The organism is Rickettsia rhipicephali str. 3-7-female6-CWPP, assembly GCF_000284075.1.
GTDB classification, from domain to species: Bacteria; Pseudomonadota; Alphaproteobacteria; order Rickettsiales; family Rickettsiaceae; genus Rickettsia; species Rickettsia rickettsii.
This window is the reverse complement of sequence record NC_017042.1, coordinates 133,340-147,044: the sequence shown is the minus strand read 5'-3', so window position 1 is coordinate 147,044 and position 13,705 is coordinate 133,340. Positions and strand designations below refer to the sequence as shown.

Genomic DNA, 13,705 nt, shown 5'->3' with positions numbered 1-13,705 from the left:
ATTATAAATATAAATCTTTTTTATTATTACTAAGAATTTTATTTTTATCAATAATTTTAACTCAAAAGAATTTGGTATTGCTAAGCAAATATAGATACTGTCATTGCGAAGCCACGAAGCAGCTACGGCAACCCATAAAAATAATAAAAAACTGAATTACCTCGTCAATTACTTACGTAATTTTCCGTAACTCAGATGTTAAATGAATTAAATAACTTATTTATCTATGACATTTCCTAATATCAATCCAATTATTTTCTCTATAGGTCCACTTGCTATCTCTTGGTATTCTCTTTCATATGTAATAGGAATTTTGCTAGGCTGGTTCTATGCAAATAAAATTATAGAAAAATTTAAGCCTCAAATTACCAAAAAAAATCTAGAAGATTTCATTACTTATGCCGTTATAGGCATAATAGTCGGAGGCAGACTAGGGTTCGTTTTATTATATAACCCTTCTAGATATTTTTCAAATCCAATAGATATCTTAAAAACTTATGAAGGCGGGATGTCTTTCCATGGCGGAGCTTTAGGGGTGATTATTGCTGCTTATTTGTTTTGCCGAAAATATAAAATTAATTTTTTAAGTCTCACGGATATAATAGCCCCTGTAGTACCTATCGGATTATTTTTAGGTAGAATCGCTAATTTTATTAACGGCGAACTATACGGACGTATTACAAATTCTTCTTTTGGTATGATTTTTCCGAATAGCGATTTGATGCCAAGACATCCTAGTCAATTATATGAAGCTTTTTTTGAAGGTTTAGTATTATTTAGTATCTTAGCATATGCAACATTTAAGCACAAAACTCTTAAAAAGTGCGGTTTAAACTCAGGAATATTTTTAACATTTTACGGTCTTTTCCGAATCACTATCGAAATATTTAGAGAACCCGACATACAAATCGGGTTTATTTTAGATAGCTTAACTATGGGACAAATTTTATCTGTACCTATGTTACTTTTAGGAAGTTATTTAATATGTCAATCGAATCCAAAATAAGACAATTAATTGATCAAAACGGTTATATTACTTGCGATGTCCTCATGCAGGAGGTATTAAACTTAAATCCTACTTCCTATTATAAGCAAGTAAAATCATTGGCTAGCGAAGGTGACTTTGTTACGGCTCCTGAAATTTCACAGCTATTCGGTGAAATTATCGGCTTATGGTGTATCAGAGAGTGGCAAAGAATTGGCTGCCCAAAAAGTCTTAGTTTAGTAGAGCTTGGTCCTGGTCGAGGTCTATTAATGCGTGATTTACTACGTACTGCAAAATTAGTACCGGAATTTTATAAAGCTTTATCAATTGCACTAATAGAAATTAATAAAAATTTTATTGCTCATCAAAAGGCTAATTTACAAGATATTAATTTACCGATTAGTCATCAATCATTTGTAGAAGATATACCAAAAAAACCTACTATAATAATAGCTAACGAATTCTTTGATGCTATACCGATAAAGCAATATATTAAAGTCAAGGAATTATGGTATGAAAGAATATTTGTAGTGCAGCCGGTAGACGAAAGAATTAAATACGATAAAATAAGCATTAATAAGCAATTACAAGAATATCTGCTACGTACTCATATTGAAGCAAAAGACGGGGCAGTACTTGAAGAATCTTATAAATCGATAGAAATTATAAAATTTATAGCGCAGCATCTAAAAAGACTAAGCGGCAGTGGCTTAATAATAGATTACGGCTATGATATAGCTCCGAATGGTAGAACTAGATATCAATATAATCAAACATTACAAGCGGTTAAAAACCATAAATATTGCCCCATCCTTGAAAATCTTGGAGAAGCTGATTTATCGGCACATGTGGATTTTTATGCATTAAAGACGGTAGCTAAAAACAGCAAAATAAACGTAATAGATACAATATCGCAACGAGATTTTTTAATAGAAAACGGAATCTTATTACGCAAACAAACATTGCAAGACAAGCTTAATGATAGACATCTTTCCAAATTCGCTTATAGAGAGGAATTTAAAGGAGACACAAAACGCAGCACCGCAGCGTACACTTTAGTACGTGAGGATGCGAGCATCGGATCGACGTATAAATTACCTCTAGAAGTAGAGTTTGGAAAGATGTCTGAGCAGGCACAAATAATAGAAAGACAGGTAGAAAGACTAATATCACCGAAACAAATGGGAGAATTATTTAAAGTATTACAAATTATGAATTAATTTAGGTTTTGTGGACATTTCAGCATGGCTTCAAATTCTTTTATAGGCTCTTCGGTTTTTCCTGTAAGACACATAAGCAGTATCATTGGATATACGGAACCGCCATAAACCCCAAAACTTCGAAATTCACAATCAGTATCTCGGTACTTAATCTATAAATTTTGGGATTTTTTAAGTAAATTAACTTGTTCTTGTTTGTCTGAAATATGTTTTAATATTTCTTGGTATATTTGATTTAGTTTCTTATCAACTTTCTTATATTCTGCAGCGACACAATAATTCATGTCACCTTGTGTCATGGTATTATTACAAATTTTATCATTTTTAAAAATAATTAATTAAGAATCACACACCGTGACGTTCTGCAATTAAACTTTTTATTTTACCGATAGCTTTAGCAGGATTTAAGCCTTTCGGGCAGGTCTTAGTACAGTTCATAATCGTATGACAACGGTAAAGCTTAAATGGGTCTTCTAAAGCTTCAAGACGTTCACCGGTATTATCATCCCTTGAATCGGCAATCCATCTATATGCTTGTAGTAAAATCGCAGGACCCAAATATTTATCACCGTTCCACCAATAGCTAGGACAAGAAGTAGAACAGCAAGCACATAATATACACTCATATAAACCGTCAAGCTTTTCTCGGTCTTTAATCGACTGTAACCTTTCAGAGTTTGAAGGGGTAGGGCTGTCGGTTTTGAGCCAAGGTTCTATAGATTCGTATTGTGCATAAAAATGCGACATATCAGGTACTAAATCTTTCACTACTTTCATATGAGGAAGCGGATAGATTTTGATATCGCCTGATATATCTTCTATTGGTTTTATGCATGCTAAAGTATTTGTACCGTCAATATTCATTGCACAACTACCGCAAATTCCTTCCCGACAAGAACGCCTAAAAGTTAAAGTAGAATCGATTTCGTTTTTGATTTTAATTAAAGCATCTAAAACCATCGGTCCGGTTTTGCTTAAATCTATCTCAAAACTATCGATAGTAGGATTCTCATCAAGATCAGGATCATACCTATAAATTTTTATCTTTCTAGGTTTAAGCATTTCCTCTTGTTCTTTATGCTCTCTACCTTTTTTTACTACTGAATTTGGCGGTAACCTTAACTCTGCCATTTAAGTACTCTCTTAAAATTTGTTTTTAGAACTATACAAAATAATTAGCTAATTCACAATCTTTCATACCTGTTACGTGGATGACATTAATGTCTCTAGGTTGCCATGCTACTTACAGTTACTCACAAGGTATTGCCAGCGTGGATACCGATGTCATTCCCGCAGAAGTAGGAATCCAGAAAAAATAGTCTTAGTATTAACAAAATAAACCTAAAAAAACAAGTTTTTTGTAGGTTTTACTGGATTCCCGCTTCTGCGGGAATGACATCAAGAGCATTTACTGGTCCACGCAACAATGCCTACTCACAATGACGATATTTATAGTTAGCAATCCATATACGAAGATCAACTTCAAAATTGGCTACGTCGTTTTACAAGTACTGCGGTACTCACGTATTAAGTATACGCTGCGTTCCTCGTCTTGTGAACTCCTGGCTCTTTTTGAAGTTGATCTTCGTATATTCCATTATCCATTAAACTGCTCTTATTGAGTCATATATATATTTGCTATTATTTGTGGAATTACTGAATTGCCTATAACCCTTTAATCCATCTGCAACATAATGATCTTGAGGGAAACCCATTAAATATTTACATTCATTGATTGTTAGTCTTCTTATCTTATCATTTATATAATAAAGATCGGTTCTAGCACCGACACCACCACCAAAAGCTGATAAAGTGAATGACCGAAAGGGTTGTAAATCCTTTCATAAGACTCTTCCGGTTTTACATATTTGAGTGTATATTCACTGCTAAAATCTTTTCGTAAACAAACAAAATAAACTCTTTCTCTTTGTTTGCAGTACTCCAAATAATGCAGCATTTAACACATTTCTATATACTTTATAGCCAATCTCATCTAATTTTGGTCTATAGTTTCAATTACGCTGCCATTATTATAATATTCAGAATATTTTTAACATTCTCAAGTAATAATATATAGGGTTTGTGATATTGTGCTGTTCTTATTATTTCATACAAGAGTCTACATCTCCTATACCAAGCCTCTTACCTGAAATACTAAAAGATTGGCAAGGAAAACCGGCACATAAAATATCATGTTTAGGGATTTTGGTTTCTGATATTTTCGTAATATCACCGTATGGCTTATCACCGAAATTTCTTTTATATGCTTCTTATACGTCTTTGTCTATATCAGAAGAAAACACACATTCAAGACCCTTTATTTCCAAGGCTTTTCTAAAACCACCGATACCACAAAATAAATCTATAAATTATACTACTAAACTTAGGAAGCGGAATTTTCTTTTTTAGCTTTAGTTGTTTTTGTTTTCTCAGGTACTTTTTCTTTATCTATTTTTATAGTAGATGAATCATTAAAAGGAAATTTATTCTCCTCTTCTGAATCTAAAGCTCTACCACTAAGTAAATTTTTAATTTGCTGACCGGACAATGTCTCATATTCAATTAAAGCATTTGCTAAGGTATGAAGTTGATCTATATGTTTTGTTAAAATATCTTTTGCAAATTCATATCCTTGCGTAATAATTCTTTTAACTTCAGCATCAATTAACTCTGCAGTAGCTTCCGAGGTTTCATTATTAGGTTGTCTACCATACATATCGTCACCACTTGAACCGTGAAATATCGGTCCTATTAAATCACTTAAACCTGCTTTTGTAACCATCGCTCTTGCAATATTAGTTGCACCTTTTATATCCGACGAAGCTCCTGAGGTAACCTTATTTCTACCGAAAATAATTTCTTCCGCTACTCTTCCTGCCATATAAACTGCTATAGATGATTCCATCTGTTCACGATTCTGAGAATATTCATCAGTTTCAGGAAGTCTTTGCACCATCCCAAGAGCATTACCACGCGGTATAATCGTGGCCTTATGAATAGGTGATGCTGCAGGACAATAAAGTCCTACTAATGCATGTCCGCCTTCATGATATGCAGTCAACCTTTTTTCTTTCTCCGAAATTGCAATAGAGCGACGTGCCACTCCCATCAGCACCTTATCTTTTGCCTCTTCCATGTCGTGCATATCTACTTCTTTCTTACCAAGCCTTGCAGCAATAAGAGCAGCTTCATTAACTAAGTTAGCAAGTTCAGCACCGGAAAAACCCGGGGTACCGCGAGCAATAATTCGTGCTAGTACCGTACTATTATATTTAATTTTCTTTAAATGTACTTTTAGAATTTGCTCACGACCGTTTATATCAGGGTTTGCAACGGCAATTTGACGATCAAACCTACCGGGACGCAGTAATGCACGATCAAGAACATCAGGACGGTTTGTAGCTGCAATGATCACAACTCCCTCGTTTGCTTCAAATCCATCCATTTCGACTAACATTTGGTTTAAGGTTTGCTCACGTTCATCATTACCGCCACCCATACCGATACCTCTATGGCGACCTACCGCATCAATTTCATCGATAAAGATAATACAAGGAGCATTACGTTTACCCTGTTCAAACATGTCACGCACACGGCTTGCACCGACACCTACAAACATTTCAACAAAATCAGAGCCGGATATGCTAAAAAACGGAACATTAGCCTCACCTGCAATTGCTTTAGCAAGAAGTGTCTTACCGGTTCCGGGAGGACCTATAAGTAAGCAGCCTTTCGGTATTTTACCACCAAGCTTTTGGAACTTGCTTGGATCTCTTAAAAAATCTACTATTTCAGTTAATTCTTCTTTTGCTTCATCGATACCTGCTACATCTTTAAAGGTAATTTTTGGTCCTTTATCTGATAGCAACCTAGCTTTAGATTTTCCAAACCCCATGGCTTTCCCGCCTCCATGCATTTGACGCATGAAAAAAAACCAAACACCTATCAATAAAAGCATAGGAAACCAAGAAATTAAAAAGCCTAAAAAGGTATTCATTCTTGTTTCAAGAGGCACTACTTCAATATTAACGTCATTGCTAGTAAGACGATTTACTAAATCAGGATAATCAGGAGCATAAGTGTTAAAAGTAGAGCCGTCATTTGAAGTGCCTTCAATTACTCTACCCTGAATTTTTACCGAATTAACGGTCTTTTCATCAACTCGTGTTAAAAAATCCGAGAAAGTTATATTATTTCTTCCACCAAGTAAACCGTCAGATTGGAACACATTAAAAAGTAATATTACAAAAACAAAAAGTACTGCCCAAGCTAAAATACTTCTACCTTGATTATTCATCGATATAAAACCTAATAAAAATTTTTATTGGTATAAGAGGTCTGTAAATAAATTTTAATTAGTAGTTAAAATTTATTTACAGATAACCTCTTAAATACCGGTGTTAGCAAAAATGGGTGAAACGAGATACAAAATTTGGAGCAAAAGATACTTCAAAGTTCCACATGTCGTTATCATAATATGATATATGTGGTATTGCTATAACTTTTTCAAGTATTTTAATGATAGGTAAGGTCAATAAAACTGCATTGTGATTTTTGCAGGATAGATTTTTCAAAGGTTCTAAATCCAATTGTTTCTTTATTATTTTATAATCTTCTAACGATAGATGAGTTACAAAACAATTTGGAGTTTCTTGATTTTTTGTGATACAAAATCTATTATCCCAAATAACGGATTTATCTAGTAATATTTTACTCTCAGGTAATTTTTTGCCGAATTCCCTGTATATAAGTAACTCATTTTGTATACGCTTAATTATACAGCCATGAAGTGTATTCTTAAAGTTTACGTCTTGAGTAATTAATTTCAAAATAGGTTCTACCGAATAAAAACGAGCTGCTCTAGATTGTCCACTAATTATTATCAGTAAAAAATTAATTATTTGTATTTTCACCTCATTTGAAAACTTATCAAATTTAACTAAATCAAGAAAAGCAAAGCCATATTCAAAAATCTTGACCGCTTCAGCTATCGCCGATATTAATTCAGGCTTCAACTCGTTTTCTATAAGTTTGTTGGTTTTAAGTTGTTGTGAGATTATTGCGGCTTTAGACATCGTTCCAAACTTCGCTTCTAGAGATAAAATTGATCCACGCAACAATGCATCCTCACCTACGCTTGTGTACGCTGCGGTGCTGCGTTCCGTGTCTCCTTTAAATTCCTCTCTATAAGCTGGTTTGGAAAGATGTCTAATATAATCTGCACCTTTAGCTAATTTTTGCCTAATAACATTTCGTCTATATTTATCAGATGAATTTGACTCATCTTCAAACCATTTTATATTATGACTGACTAAATATTCTACTAATTCACTTTTTGGAATATTATATAGCGGTCTAATTATTTGTATATTATTATACCAATTGATATTACTGCTACTAAGTCCAAATATACCGCTATTACGCTCTAATCTTAAACAAAAATTTTCTACGTAATCATCTTCATGGTGAGCAGTTAAAAGTACTAATATATCGAGTTCTAGACATAGATTTGTCATCAAATCATAGCGTCCTTCTCTTGCTCTTTCTTGTAAATTGGAAAAATTATTTTGATGGTCAAAAGATAAACTATAATGCTTGCGATTTAGACTATTACTGATATTTTGGATATAATGGGTCTCTTGCTTCGACTGTTCCCGTAAGTTATGATCAACCGATATAACAAATAATTCTATATTATTTTTTTCTGCCCAAATATTAGCAAGATAAAGAAGTGCTACCGAATCGCTCCCACCAGATACTGCAATCGATATTTTAGATAAGCCAAAATTACCTATTAGATTATTGATATTATACTCAAATTTTTCATATAGCATGGTTGAAAAATGTTAGTATTGTAAAGTGTTTAGATATTGTGGTCAAACGTAGTAGTATATCATTTCCGTGTAGGCGGGACATTGTTGCATGGCTCTTATGTCATTCCTGCGAAAGCAGGAATCCAGAAAAAAAGTATAAATACAACAAACTTTTGAAATTAAAAGCTCGATTTATCTCGCTTTATGCTGGATGCCCGCCTACGCGGGAATGACATCGAGCAAGTTTCTCAATCCATACAACAATACTCTGCTTTTGCAATGGTAACAAAAAACCACACAATTAGATGATAAAGAAAATTTATGCTGACTCAGCTAAATCTTCTGAAGTTTCAGTCTTTTGTTCTCGTAAATAATCTTGTGCTTCTGATTCTGATCTTGCAACAATAACCGTAACTATAGCATTAAGCTCTGCATGGAGTCTTATTTCAACTGTATAAATTCCGGTAGATTTAATTTGTTTATCAAGAACAATATTTGAATGAGAAATATTATAAGATACATTTTCAGATAATTTATCGGCTATTTCTTTATTAGTAACCGAACCGAAAAGTTTACCGTCATCTGATGTTTGACGGATAAAAACTAATTTTTGATCTTTAATAAGAGCATTAATTTTTTCTACTTCTTCTCTTATTTGCTTATCTTTTGCTTCAAATTCGTGTTTTTGTTTAACTATTAGCTCTTTATTATGCTCAGTAGCTCTAATAGCTAATTTTTGCGGTAAAAGATAATTACGACCAAACCCGTCTGCTACTTTGAGTATGTCGCCAATTTTACCTAATTTTCTTACGGGTTTTATTAATATAATTTCCATGTATTATGCCTTTATTTAGCTTGAAATACAAAAGGTAATAACGCTAAAATTCTTGCAATTTTAACAGCATTATTTAGCTTTCTTTGTTTCTTTGCACAAACATTTGTGATCCTGCTTGGTAACATTCTACCGCCTTCAGAGACAAATTTTATTAAAAGCTCAGGATTTTTATAATCAATAACAGGTGCATAAGGCACAGAAAGAGGGCATCCTTTACGTCTTCTAAAAAATACTTTTTTAGCAGTTTTATCTCCTACCTTGCGAGCAGCTGTTTCACTAGCATTATTACTTTTTAACATTCTTTAACCTTAATTCTTACAAATTTAATTATTAACCGTTACGTCAATTACCGGAGTATTCTCTGTACTCTGATTTTTTAATATCGGTGAAGGTTCACTACTAATTGAATCTGTTTGAATTGTAAGAAATCTAATGATATTTTCATTAAGCTTCATTTTTCTTTCTAGCTCTTCTTTTACATTACCAGTAATATCTAGACCTAAAAAATAATAATGTCCTTTTTTGTTATTACCGATTTTGTAAGCTAAAGTTCTTACCCCCCAATATTCTTTTTTGATGATAGTGCCATTATTATCTTTAATAATTTTAGCAAAATCATCAACGATTTTATCTATATCGTTTAATGATACGTCTTGGCGTATAATAAAAACTGATTCATAAAAGCTCATGATATATAAGAATCTCCAACAAACAAACTTTAAAATAAAGCTATTTATAGCAACTAAAACTATTAAATTCAAGTATTATCTTTACAAAATTATTATTTCTTTGTTTCTTTTTATAAAAAGTTTGCTATAAACCCTAATAAATTAGAAAATTATTACAAAAATTTTTAATTATTTACTAAATATTGATGAAGATTAATTCAGTGTTTGATAAGCTATTACCTGAAGTTTTAATTATAGAAGAAAAAAATAAAAAATTTAATATAATGAGGGCTTCAACTCTAGAAAAAGCATTAACCTATTTTTTTAGTCAGCCGCTTGTTATCATGATTATTAGTGCAGAATTACAAGAAAATCCTTTAATAACAATAAATAACGTTAGAAAAATTAATAAATTTTCTAAAACGCCTATAATATAGGTACTTTAAAGAGCTTATTGAGACGTTCCAAGTCAGTTGTACAAGATAATATTATTAAATTTAAGAATCTAAATATTGATTTAAATACTGAAAAAGTATACAAATACGGACTGAATATTCGTCTAGGTCCTACTGAGTTTAAAATTTTACGACTTTTTTTCAGGTTCCAAATGAAGTATTTTCGCGTCAAGAAATAATAAAATATTTATGGGAAAGTGAAGAGACCTTTAATGAACGTCTCATAGATGTTCATATAAATAGGATTAGAGAGGCCTTAGGGAAAGACAATTTAATTATTACAACCGTTCGTTTTATCGGTTATTGTCTAAATAAGGATAACTAGAATTTTATTGTCAAAATTTTCTTTGTATTTATGCATTAAGTATGTTATTAATACCCATTAATATTTATGTATAATAAATATAATTAAGATTTTATTCGTTGCCGATTTATATATTTTATAACTAAAAACTGTAAATTTTATGTTAAGTAAACTAAATAAGCCCGCTTTATTTGCTTTAATATTTTATCCTATTTTTATTATATCTCTTGTAGTTAAATATTCGTTTGATTATGGAATAGGGCTAACTGAAGTTATTTTTATAATTGCTAGTTATTATATTAATAATATTACCGTTGGGATCGGTTTGCATAGGTTATGGTCTCATAATGCCTATAAAATAAATAAATATGCCGAGTTTGTCTTAATTATGCTGTCTGCAGGAACATTACAAGGACCAGCTTTATCTTGGGCATCGAATCATTATAAACATCATAGATATACGGATCAAGACCAAGATCCGCATACTCCTTTAAAATTTGATAATAAATTTTTAGGCTTTATGTGGTCTCATATAGGATGGATGCTAGTCGGAAGCGGTAGCTATAAGTCTATTGATCGCATTACTTGGGCTAAGCACGGGAAAAACAATTTATTAAAATGGCAGCTAAAATATTATTGGCAAATAGCAGCTTTTATGAATATTGTCGTGCCTTTATTTATCGGTTATTTAGTCGGCGGTACTATACAATCGGCATATGCAGGATTTTTATTTATGGGGCTCGGTAGATTCCTACAGCAGCAAGCAACCTTCTGCGTTAATTCTTTATGCCACTTTGCCGGTAGTAAAAAATATTACAAAGGCACTGCCGGAGATATTTGGTGGATGGCATTATTCTTACTCGGTGAAAATTGGCATAATTACCATCATGCTTTTCCTTCAGATTATCGTAACGGTGCAAAATGGTATCATTTTGACGTTCACAAATGGATAATATTTTTAATGAGTAAAATCGGTTTAGCTTCAGAACTTGAACGTACTGCAAAAGTACGTATACAGGCAAAAATGCAAGAAACTTTAAGCTATCTTAGTGAAAAACAAAAGCAAAAATTGACTTTAATGCAAACTAAAATAGATCATTTATTAGAAAATCTATGCTTAAAAATTAAAGAGCTTGAAGAATCATCTATTACTATTAAAGAACAATTTAAAAAATCTTTTGTAGAAATACAAGAATCACTTAAAAATTTAGCGGAGCAAGTAAGTTCTACAACGCAAATAACAGAAAAACCTTCGGAAAAACTATTAAAAATAGTTAATAACAAAATTATTGATGCCGAACAATCTATTTATAAGCTGTATAATCAATTAAATACCTTAAAGGTATCTAATTAGGCATTATTAAATAAAGATAGATATTGTGATTGCAAGCGGGTGTTGGTGTTGTCGCATGGATCCTGTTATGTCATTCCCGCCTACGCGGGAATGACATCGGTATCCACGTGGGCAACACCTTCTCACAATGATGCAAACTATCATTTTTTACTTAACAACGCCTCTAATTAGTTTCAATTTGAATGATAAAAATTTTAGGTATAGAATCAAGCTGTGATGATACAGCTGTTTCTATAATCACCGAAAATCGAGAAATCTTATCTAATATAATCATTTCACAAAATACAGAACATGCAGTTTTTGGAGGGGTAGTACCTGAAATTGCTGCACGTTCTCACTTATCACATCTAGATAAAGCATTAAAAAATGTTTTAAAAGAAAGCAACACTAAATTAACGGACATTAGTACAATTGCCGCAACTTCCGGTCCAGGTTTAATCGGCAGTGTTATAGTTGGCTCAATGTTTGCAAGATCGCTAAGCAGTGCTTTAAAAAAACCCTTTATTGCAATTAATCATTTAGAAGGTCATGCCTTAACCGCAAGACTAACCGATAATATTCCTTATCCTTATTTACTCTTGTTAGCTTCGGGCGGGCATTGCCAATTTGTAGCAGTTTTAGGTCTCGGAAAATATAAAATACTAGGATCTACTATAGATGATGCCGTAGGCGAAGCCTTTGACAAGGTAGCCAAAATGCTAAACTTAGCTTTTCCCGGAGGACCTGAAATTGAGAAAAGAGCAACACTTGGCGATCCTCATAAATATAAATTTCCAAAACCTATAATTAACAGCGGTAATTGCAATATGTCCTTTTCAGGGCTTAAAACTGCCGTGCGTACTTTAATAATGAATTTAAAGGAAATTAATGACACTGCAATCAATGATATAGCAGCAAGTTTTCAATTTACTATAGGAGAAATTCTAAGTAGTAAGGTACAAGATGCTATTAGAGCATATGAACAAATAACAAATAATTTTGATAAGAAGAATATAGTTATTGCCGGCGGTGTCGCTGCTAATAAATATTTACAAGAAATATTAAGTAGTTGTGCTAAAATATATGGTTATCGGCTTATTTATCCACCTATCCACTTGTGCACCGATAATGCTGCAATGATTGCATATGCAGGACTTGAGCGTTACAATAATAAGTTATTTACTCCTTTGAATTTCTGTCCAAAAGCTAGGTGGAGTTTAGAGGATATTAGTAATTAAAATTTATTTACTGATATCCTCTAAGAAGAAATATAATTTTTTAATATTGACACTTCTTAATTTAGTAGTATGATATGTAATTACCATGAAACATGGTAATTACATATATAAAAAAGAGGTAAGTTTATGAGTAATAGCAATTATGAAAACATATACAAAGCATTTAATTGTTTTTCAGAAGCAGCCAATTCTGCCTATTCAGCCGCAAATACTTTTTTAGAACTACCTAATGTATTTAATAAATATCCTACTGTTATTTCTTTAATTTTTTCTAAAACAGCAAAATTAGACTCTAATATAACCAATATAATTAAAAACGGTGTTATTATATATGAGATATCAACAACCTTAATAGGGGCCGTAAATACTTTTTATAAAGATAAACAACTAGTCGATAAAATATTAAAAGACGGACAGAATGCTATTGATAAGCTTATTGAAACAACAACCTATTTATCGCCAATAGTTACAGATATTACAAATTCTTACTTAGTTGATCCGTATAAAGAAGAAAAAGCACTATTATTTGACTTACAAATTCCTAACTCTACTAGTAGTGATTATTATAAATTATCAGGTACTGAAAGTATAACATTAGCTGAAATTGAATGTTATTAATACTAATTAATAGAATTTTTTATTGCTTTTTCTAGATGACCATACTCCTTTTAGTTGTGGTCTTGTTGCATTGCTCGTTTTGTGTCATTCCCGCTTCCGCGGGAATGATATCAAACGCGTTTTTTGAGCCATGCAACAAATCTTTTAATAGCCCGCAATGACAAAATCAATAATTATTAGACAGTGCCTTTAACAAGAATAGTGGATTATGCGATAATGCGTTATTCGGAAAAAAT

Annotated in this window: 14 protein-coding genes and 2 pseudogenes; 7 read left to right on the top strand and 9 right to left on the bottom strand. The window is 32.2% G+C overall.

Annotated elements, in window-relative coordinates:
* The first annotated feature begins 226 nt into the window (after positions 1-226).
* Together lgt and MCC_RS00860 are read left to right on the top strand one after the other, a co-directional pair.
* Positions 227-1,006 (top strand): prolipoprotein diacylglyceryl transferase, encoded by a 780-nt coding sequence (lgt, locus tag MCC_RS00865; protein ID WP_014408136.1) that lies wholly within the window; start codon positions 227-229, stop codon positions 1,004-1,006.
* Positions 985-2,205 (top strand): class I SAM-dependent methyltransferase, encoded by a 1,221-nt coding sequence (locus MCC_RS00860; protein WP_014408135.1) that lies wholly within the window; start codon positions 985-987, stop codon positions 2,203-2,205. The genes lgt and MCC_RS00860 overlap by 22 nt, the downstream gene beginning before the upstream one ends.
* Here MCC_RS00860 and MCC_RS11030 read toward each other — a convergent pair.
* The 9 genes and pseudogenes from MCC_RS11030 to rpsF all read right to left on the bottom strand — a co-directional run bounded on the left by MCC_RS11030 (position 2,202) and on the right by rpsF (position 9,542).
* Positions 2,202-2,489 (bottom strand): annotated as a pseudogene (locus MCC_RS11030) (lysozyme inhibitor LprI family protein). The gene MCC_RS00860 and the pseudogene MCC_RS11030 sit on opposite strands and share 4 nt — an antisense overlap.
* 61 nt (positions 2,490-2,550) lie before the next feature.
* A complete protein-coding gene (locus MCC_RS00850; RefSeq protein ID WP_014120462.1) occupies positions 2,551-3,336 on the bottom strand; it encodes a succinate dehydrogenase iron-sulfur subunit in 786 nt (261 codons plus the stop codon).
* A 473-nt stretch (positions 3,337-3,809) separates the two neighbouring features.
* Positions 3,810-3,920, bottom strand: coding sequence for a hypothetical protein (locus tag MCC_RS11025; protein WP_331270630.1), 111 nt, complete (start codon positions 3,918-3,920; stop codon positions 3,810-3,812).
* Between the two features lie 301 nt (positions 3,921-4,221).
* Positions 4,222-4,532, bottom strand: a pseudogene (dcm, locus tag MCC_RS09895) (DNA (cytosine-5-)-methyltransferase).
* Positions 4,533-4,588: 56 nt separating this feature from the next.
* Positions 4,589-6,502, bottom strand: a complete 1,914-nt coding sequence (ftsH, locus tag MCC_RS00845) for an ATP-dependent zinc metalloprotease FtsH (RefSeq protein ID WP_014408133.1) — start codon at positions 6,500-6,502, stop codon at positions 4,589-4,591.
* A 103-nt stretch (positions 6,503-6,605) separates the two neighbouring features.
* A complete protein-coding gene (gene tilS, locus MCC_RS00840) occupies positions 6,606-8,039 on the bottom strand; it encodes a tRNA lysidine(34) synthetase TilS (protein ID WP_014408132.1) in 1,434 nt (477 codons plus the stop codon).
* A 298-nt stretch (positions 8,040-8,337) separates the two neighbouring features.
* A complete protein-coding gene (rplI, locus tag MCC_RS00835) occupies positions 8,338-8,853 on the bottom strand; it encodes a 50S ribosomal protein L9 (protein ID WP_014408131.1) in 516 nt (171 codons plus the stop codon).
* A gap of 11 nt (positions 8,854-8,864) precedes the next feature.
* A complete protein-coding gene (rpsR, locus tag MCC_RS00830) occupies positions 8,865-9,152 on the bottom strand; it encodes a 30S ribosomal protein S18 (RefSeq protein ID WP_014408130.1) in 288 nt (95 codons plus the stop codon).
* A gap of 24 nt (positions 9,153-9,176) precedes the next feature.
* On the bottom strand, positions 9,177-9,542 hold the full coding sequence (gene rpsF / locus MCC_RS00825) for a 30S ribosomal protein S6 (protein WP_014408129.1): 366 nt from the start codon (positions 9,540-9,542) through the stop codon (positions 9,177-9,179).
* Between the two features lie 185 nt (positions 9,543-9,727).
* Here rpsF and MCC_RS00820 point away from each other — a divergent pair, with 185 nt between their 5' ends.
* The 5 genes from MCC_RS00820 to MCC_RS00805 all read left to right on the top strand — a co-directional run bounded on the left by MCC_RS00820 (position 9,728) and on the right by MCC_RS00805 (position 13,469).
* Positions 9,728-9,958, top strand: coding sequence for a hypothetical protein (locus MCC_RS00820; RefSeq protein ID WP_014408128.1), 231 nt, complete (start codon positions 9,728-9,730; stop codon positions 9,956-9,958).
* Positions 9,959-10,151: 193 nt separating this feature from the next.
* The gene (locus MCC_RS09890; protein WP_331270631.1) at positions 10,152-10,301 is read left to right on the top strand and encodes a helix-turn-helix domain-containing protein; all 150 of its coding nucleotides are present in this window, start codon (positions 10,152-10,154) and stop codon (positions 10,299-10,301) included.
* Between the two features lie 139 nt (positions 10,302-10,440).
* Complete coding sequence (locus MCC_RS00815; RefSeq protein ID WP_014408126.1) at positions 10,441-11,634, top strand: acyl-CoA desaturase; 1,194 nt, start codon at positions 10,441-10,443, stop codon at positions 11,632-11,634.
* Between the two features lie 182 nt (positions 11,635-11,816).
* Positions 11,817-12,851 (top strand): tRNA (adenosine(37)-N6)-threonylcarbamoyltransferase complex transferase subunit TsaD, encoded by a 1,035-nt coding sequence (gene tsaD / locus MCC_RS00810; RefSeq protein WP_014408125.1) that lies wholly within the window; start codon positions 11,817-11,819, stop codon positions 12,849-12,851.
* Positions 12,852-12,977: 126 nt separating this feature from the next.
* Positions 12,978-13,469 carry a DUF5424 family protein gene (locus MCC_RS00805; RefSeq protein WP_014408124.1) on the top strand — a complete coding sequence of 164 codons (492 nt, stop codon included), beginning with the start codon at positions 12,978-12,980 and terminating at the stop codon, positions 13,467-13,469.
* Positions 13,470-13,705 lie beyond the last annotated feature (236 nt).

Excerpts from the sequence above, each read along its gene's own strand:
- lgt (WP_014408136.1), top strand. The coding sequence starts at position 227 with ATGACATTTCCTAATATCAATCCAATTATTTTCTCTATAGGTCCACTT.
- MCC_RS00860 (WP_014408135.1), top strand. The coding sequence starts at position 985 with ATGTCAATCGAATCCAAAATAAGACAATTAATTGATCAAAACGGTTAT.
- MCC_RS00850 (WP_014120462.1), bottom strand. The coding sequence starts at position 3,336 with ATGGCAGAGTTAAGGTTACCGCCAAATTCAGTAGTAAAAAAAGGTAGA.
- MCC_RS11025 (WP_331270630.1), bottom strand. The coding sequence starts at position 3,920 with ATGGGTTTCCCTCAAGATCATTATGTTGCAGATGGATTAAAGGGTTAT.
- ftsH (WP_014408133.1), bottom strand. The coding sequence starts at position 6,502 with ATGAATAATCAAGGTAGAAGTATTTTAGCTTGGGCAGTACTTTTTGTT.
- tilS (WP_014408132.1), bottom strand. The coding sequence starts at position 8,039 with ATGCTATATGAAAAATTTGAGTATAATATCAATAATCTAATAGGTAAT.
- rplI (WP_014408131.1), bottom strand. The coding sequence starts at position 8,853 with ATGGAAATTATATTAATAAAACCCGTAAGAAAATTAGGTAAAATTGGC.
- rpsR (WP_014408130.1), bottom strand. The coding sequence starts at position 9,152 with ATGTTAAAAAGTAATAATGCTAGTGAAACAGCTGCTCGCAAGGTAGGA.
- rpsF (WP_014408129.1), bottom strand. The coding sequence starts at position 9,542 with ATGAGCTTTTATGAATCAGTTTTTATTATACGCCAAGACGTATCATTA.
- MCC_RS00820 (WP_014408128.1), top strand. The coding sequence starts at position 9,728 with ATGAAGATTAATTCAGTGTTTGATAAGCTATTACCTGAAGTTTTAATT.
- MCC_RS00815 (WP_014408126.1), top strand. The coding sequence starts at position 10,441 with ATGTTAAGTAAACTAAATAAGCCCGCTTTATTTGCTTTAATATTTTAT.
- tsaD (WP_014408125.1), top strand. The coding sequence starts at position 11,817 with ATGATAAAAATTTTAGGTATAGAATCAAGCTGTGATGATACAGCTGTT.
- MCC_RS00805 (WP_014408124.1), top strand. The coding sequence starts at position 12,978 with ATGAGTAATAGCAATTATGAAAACATATACAAAGCATTTAATTGTTTT.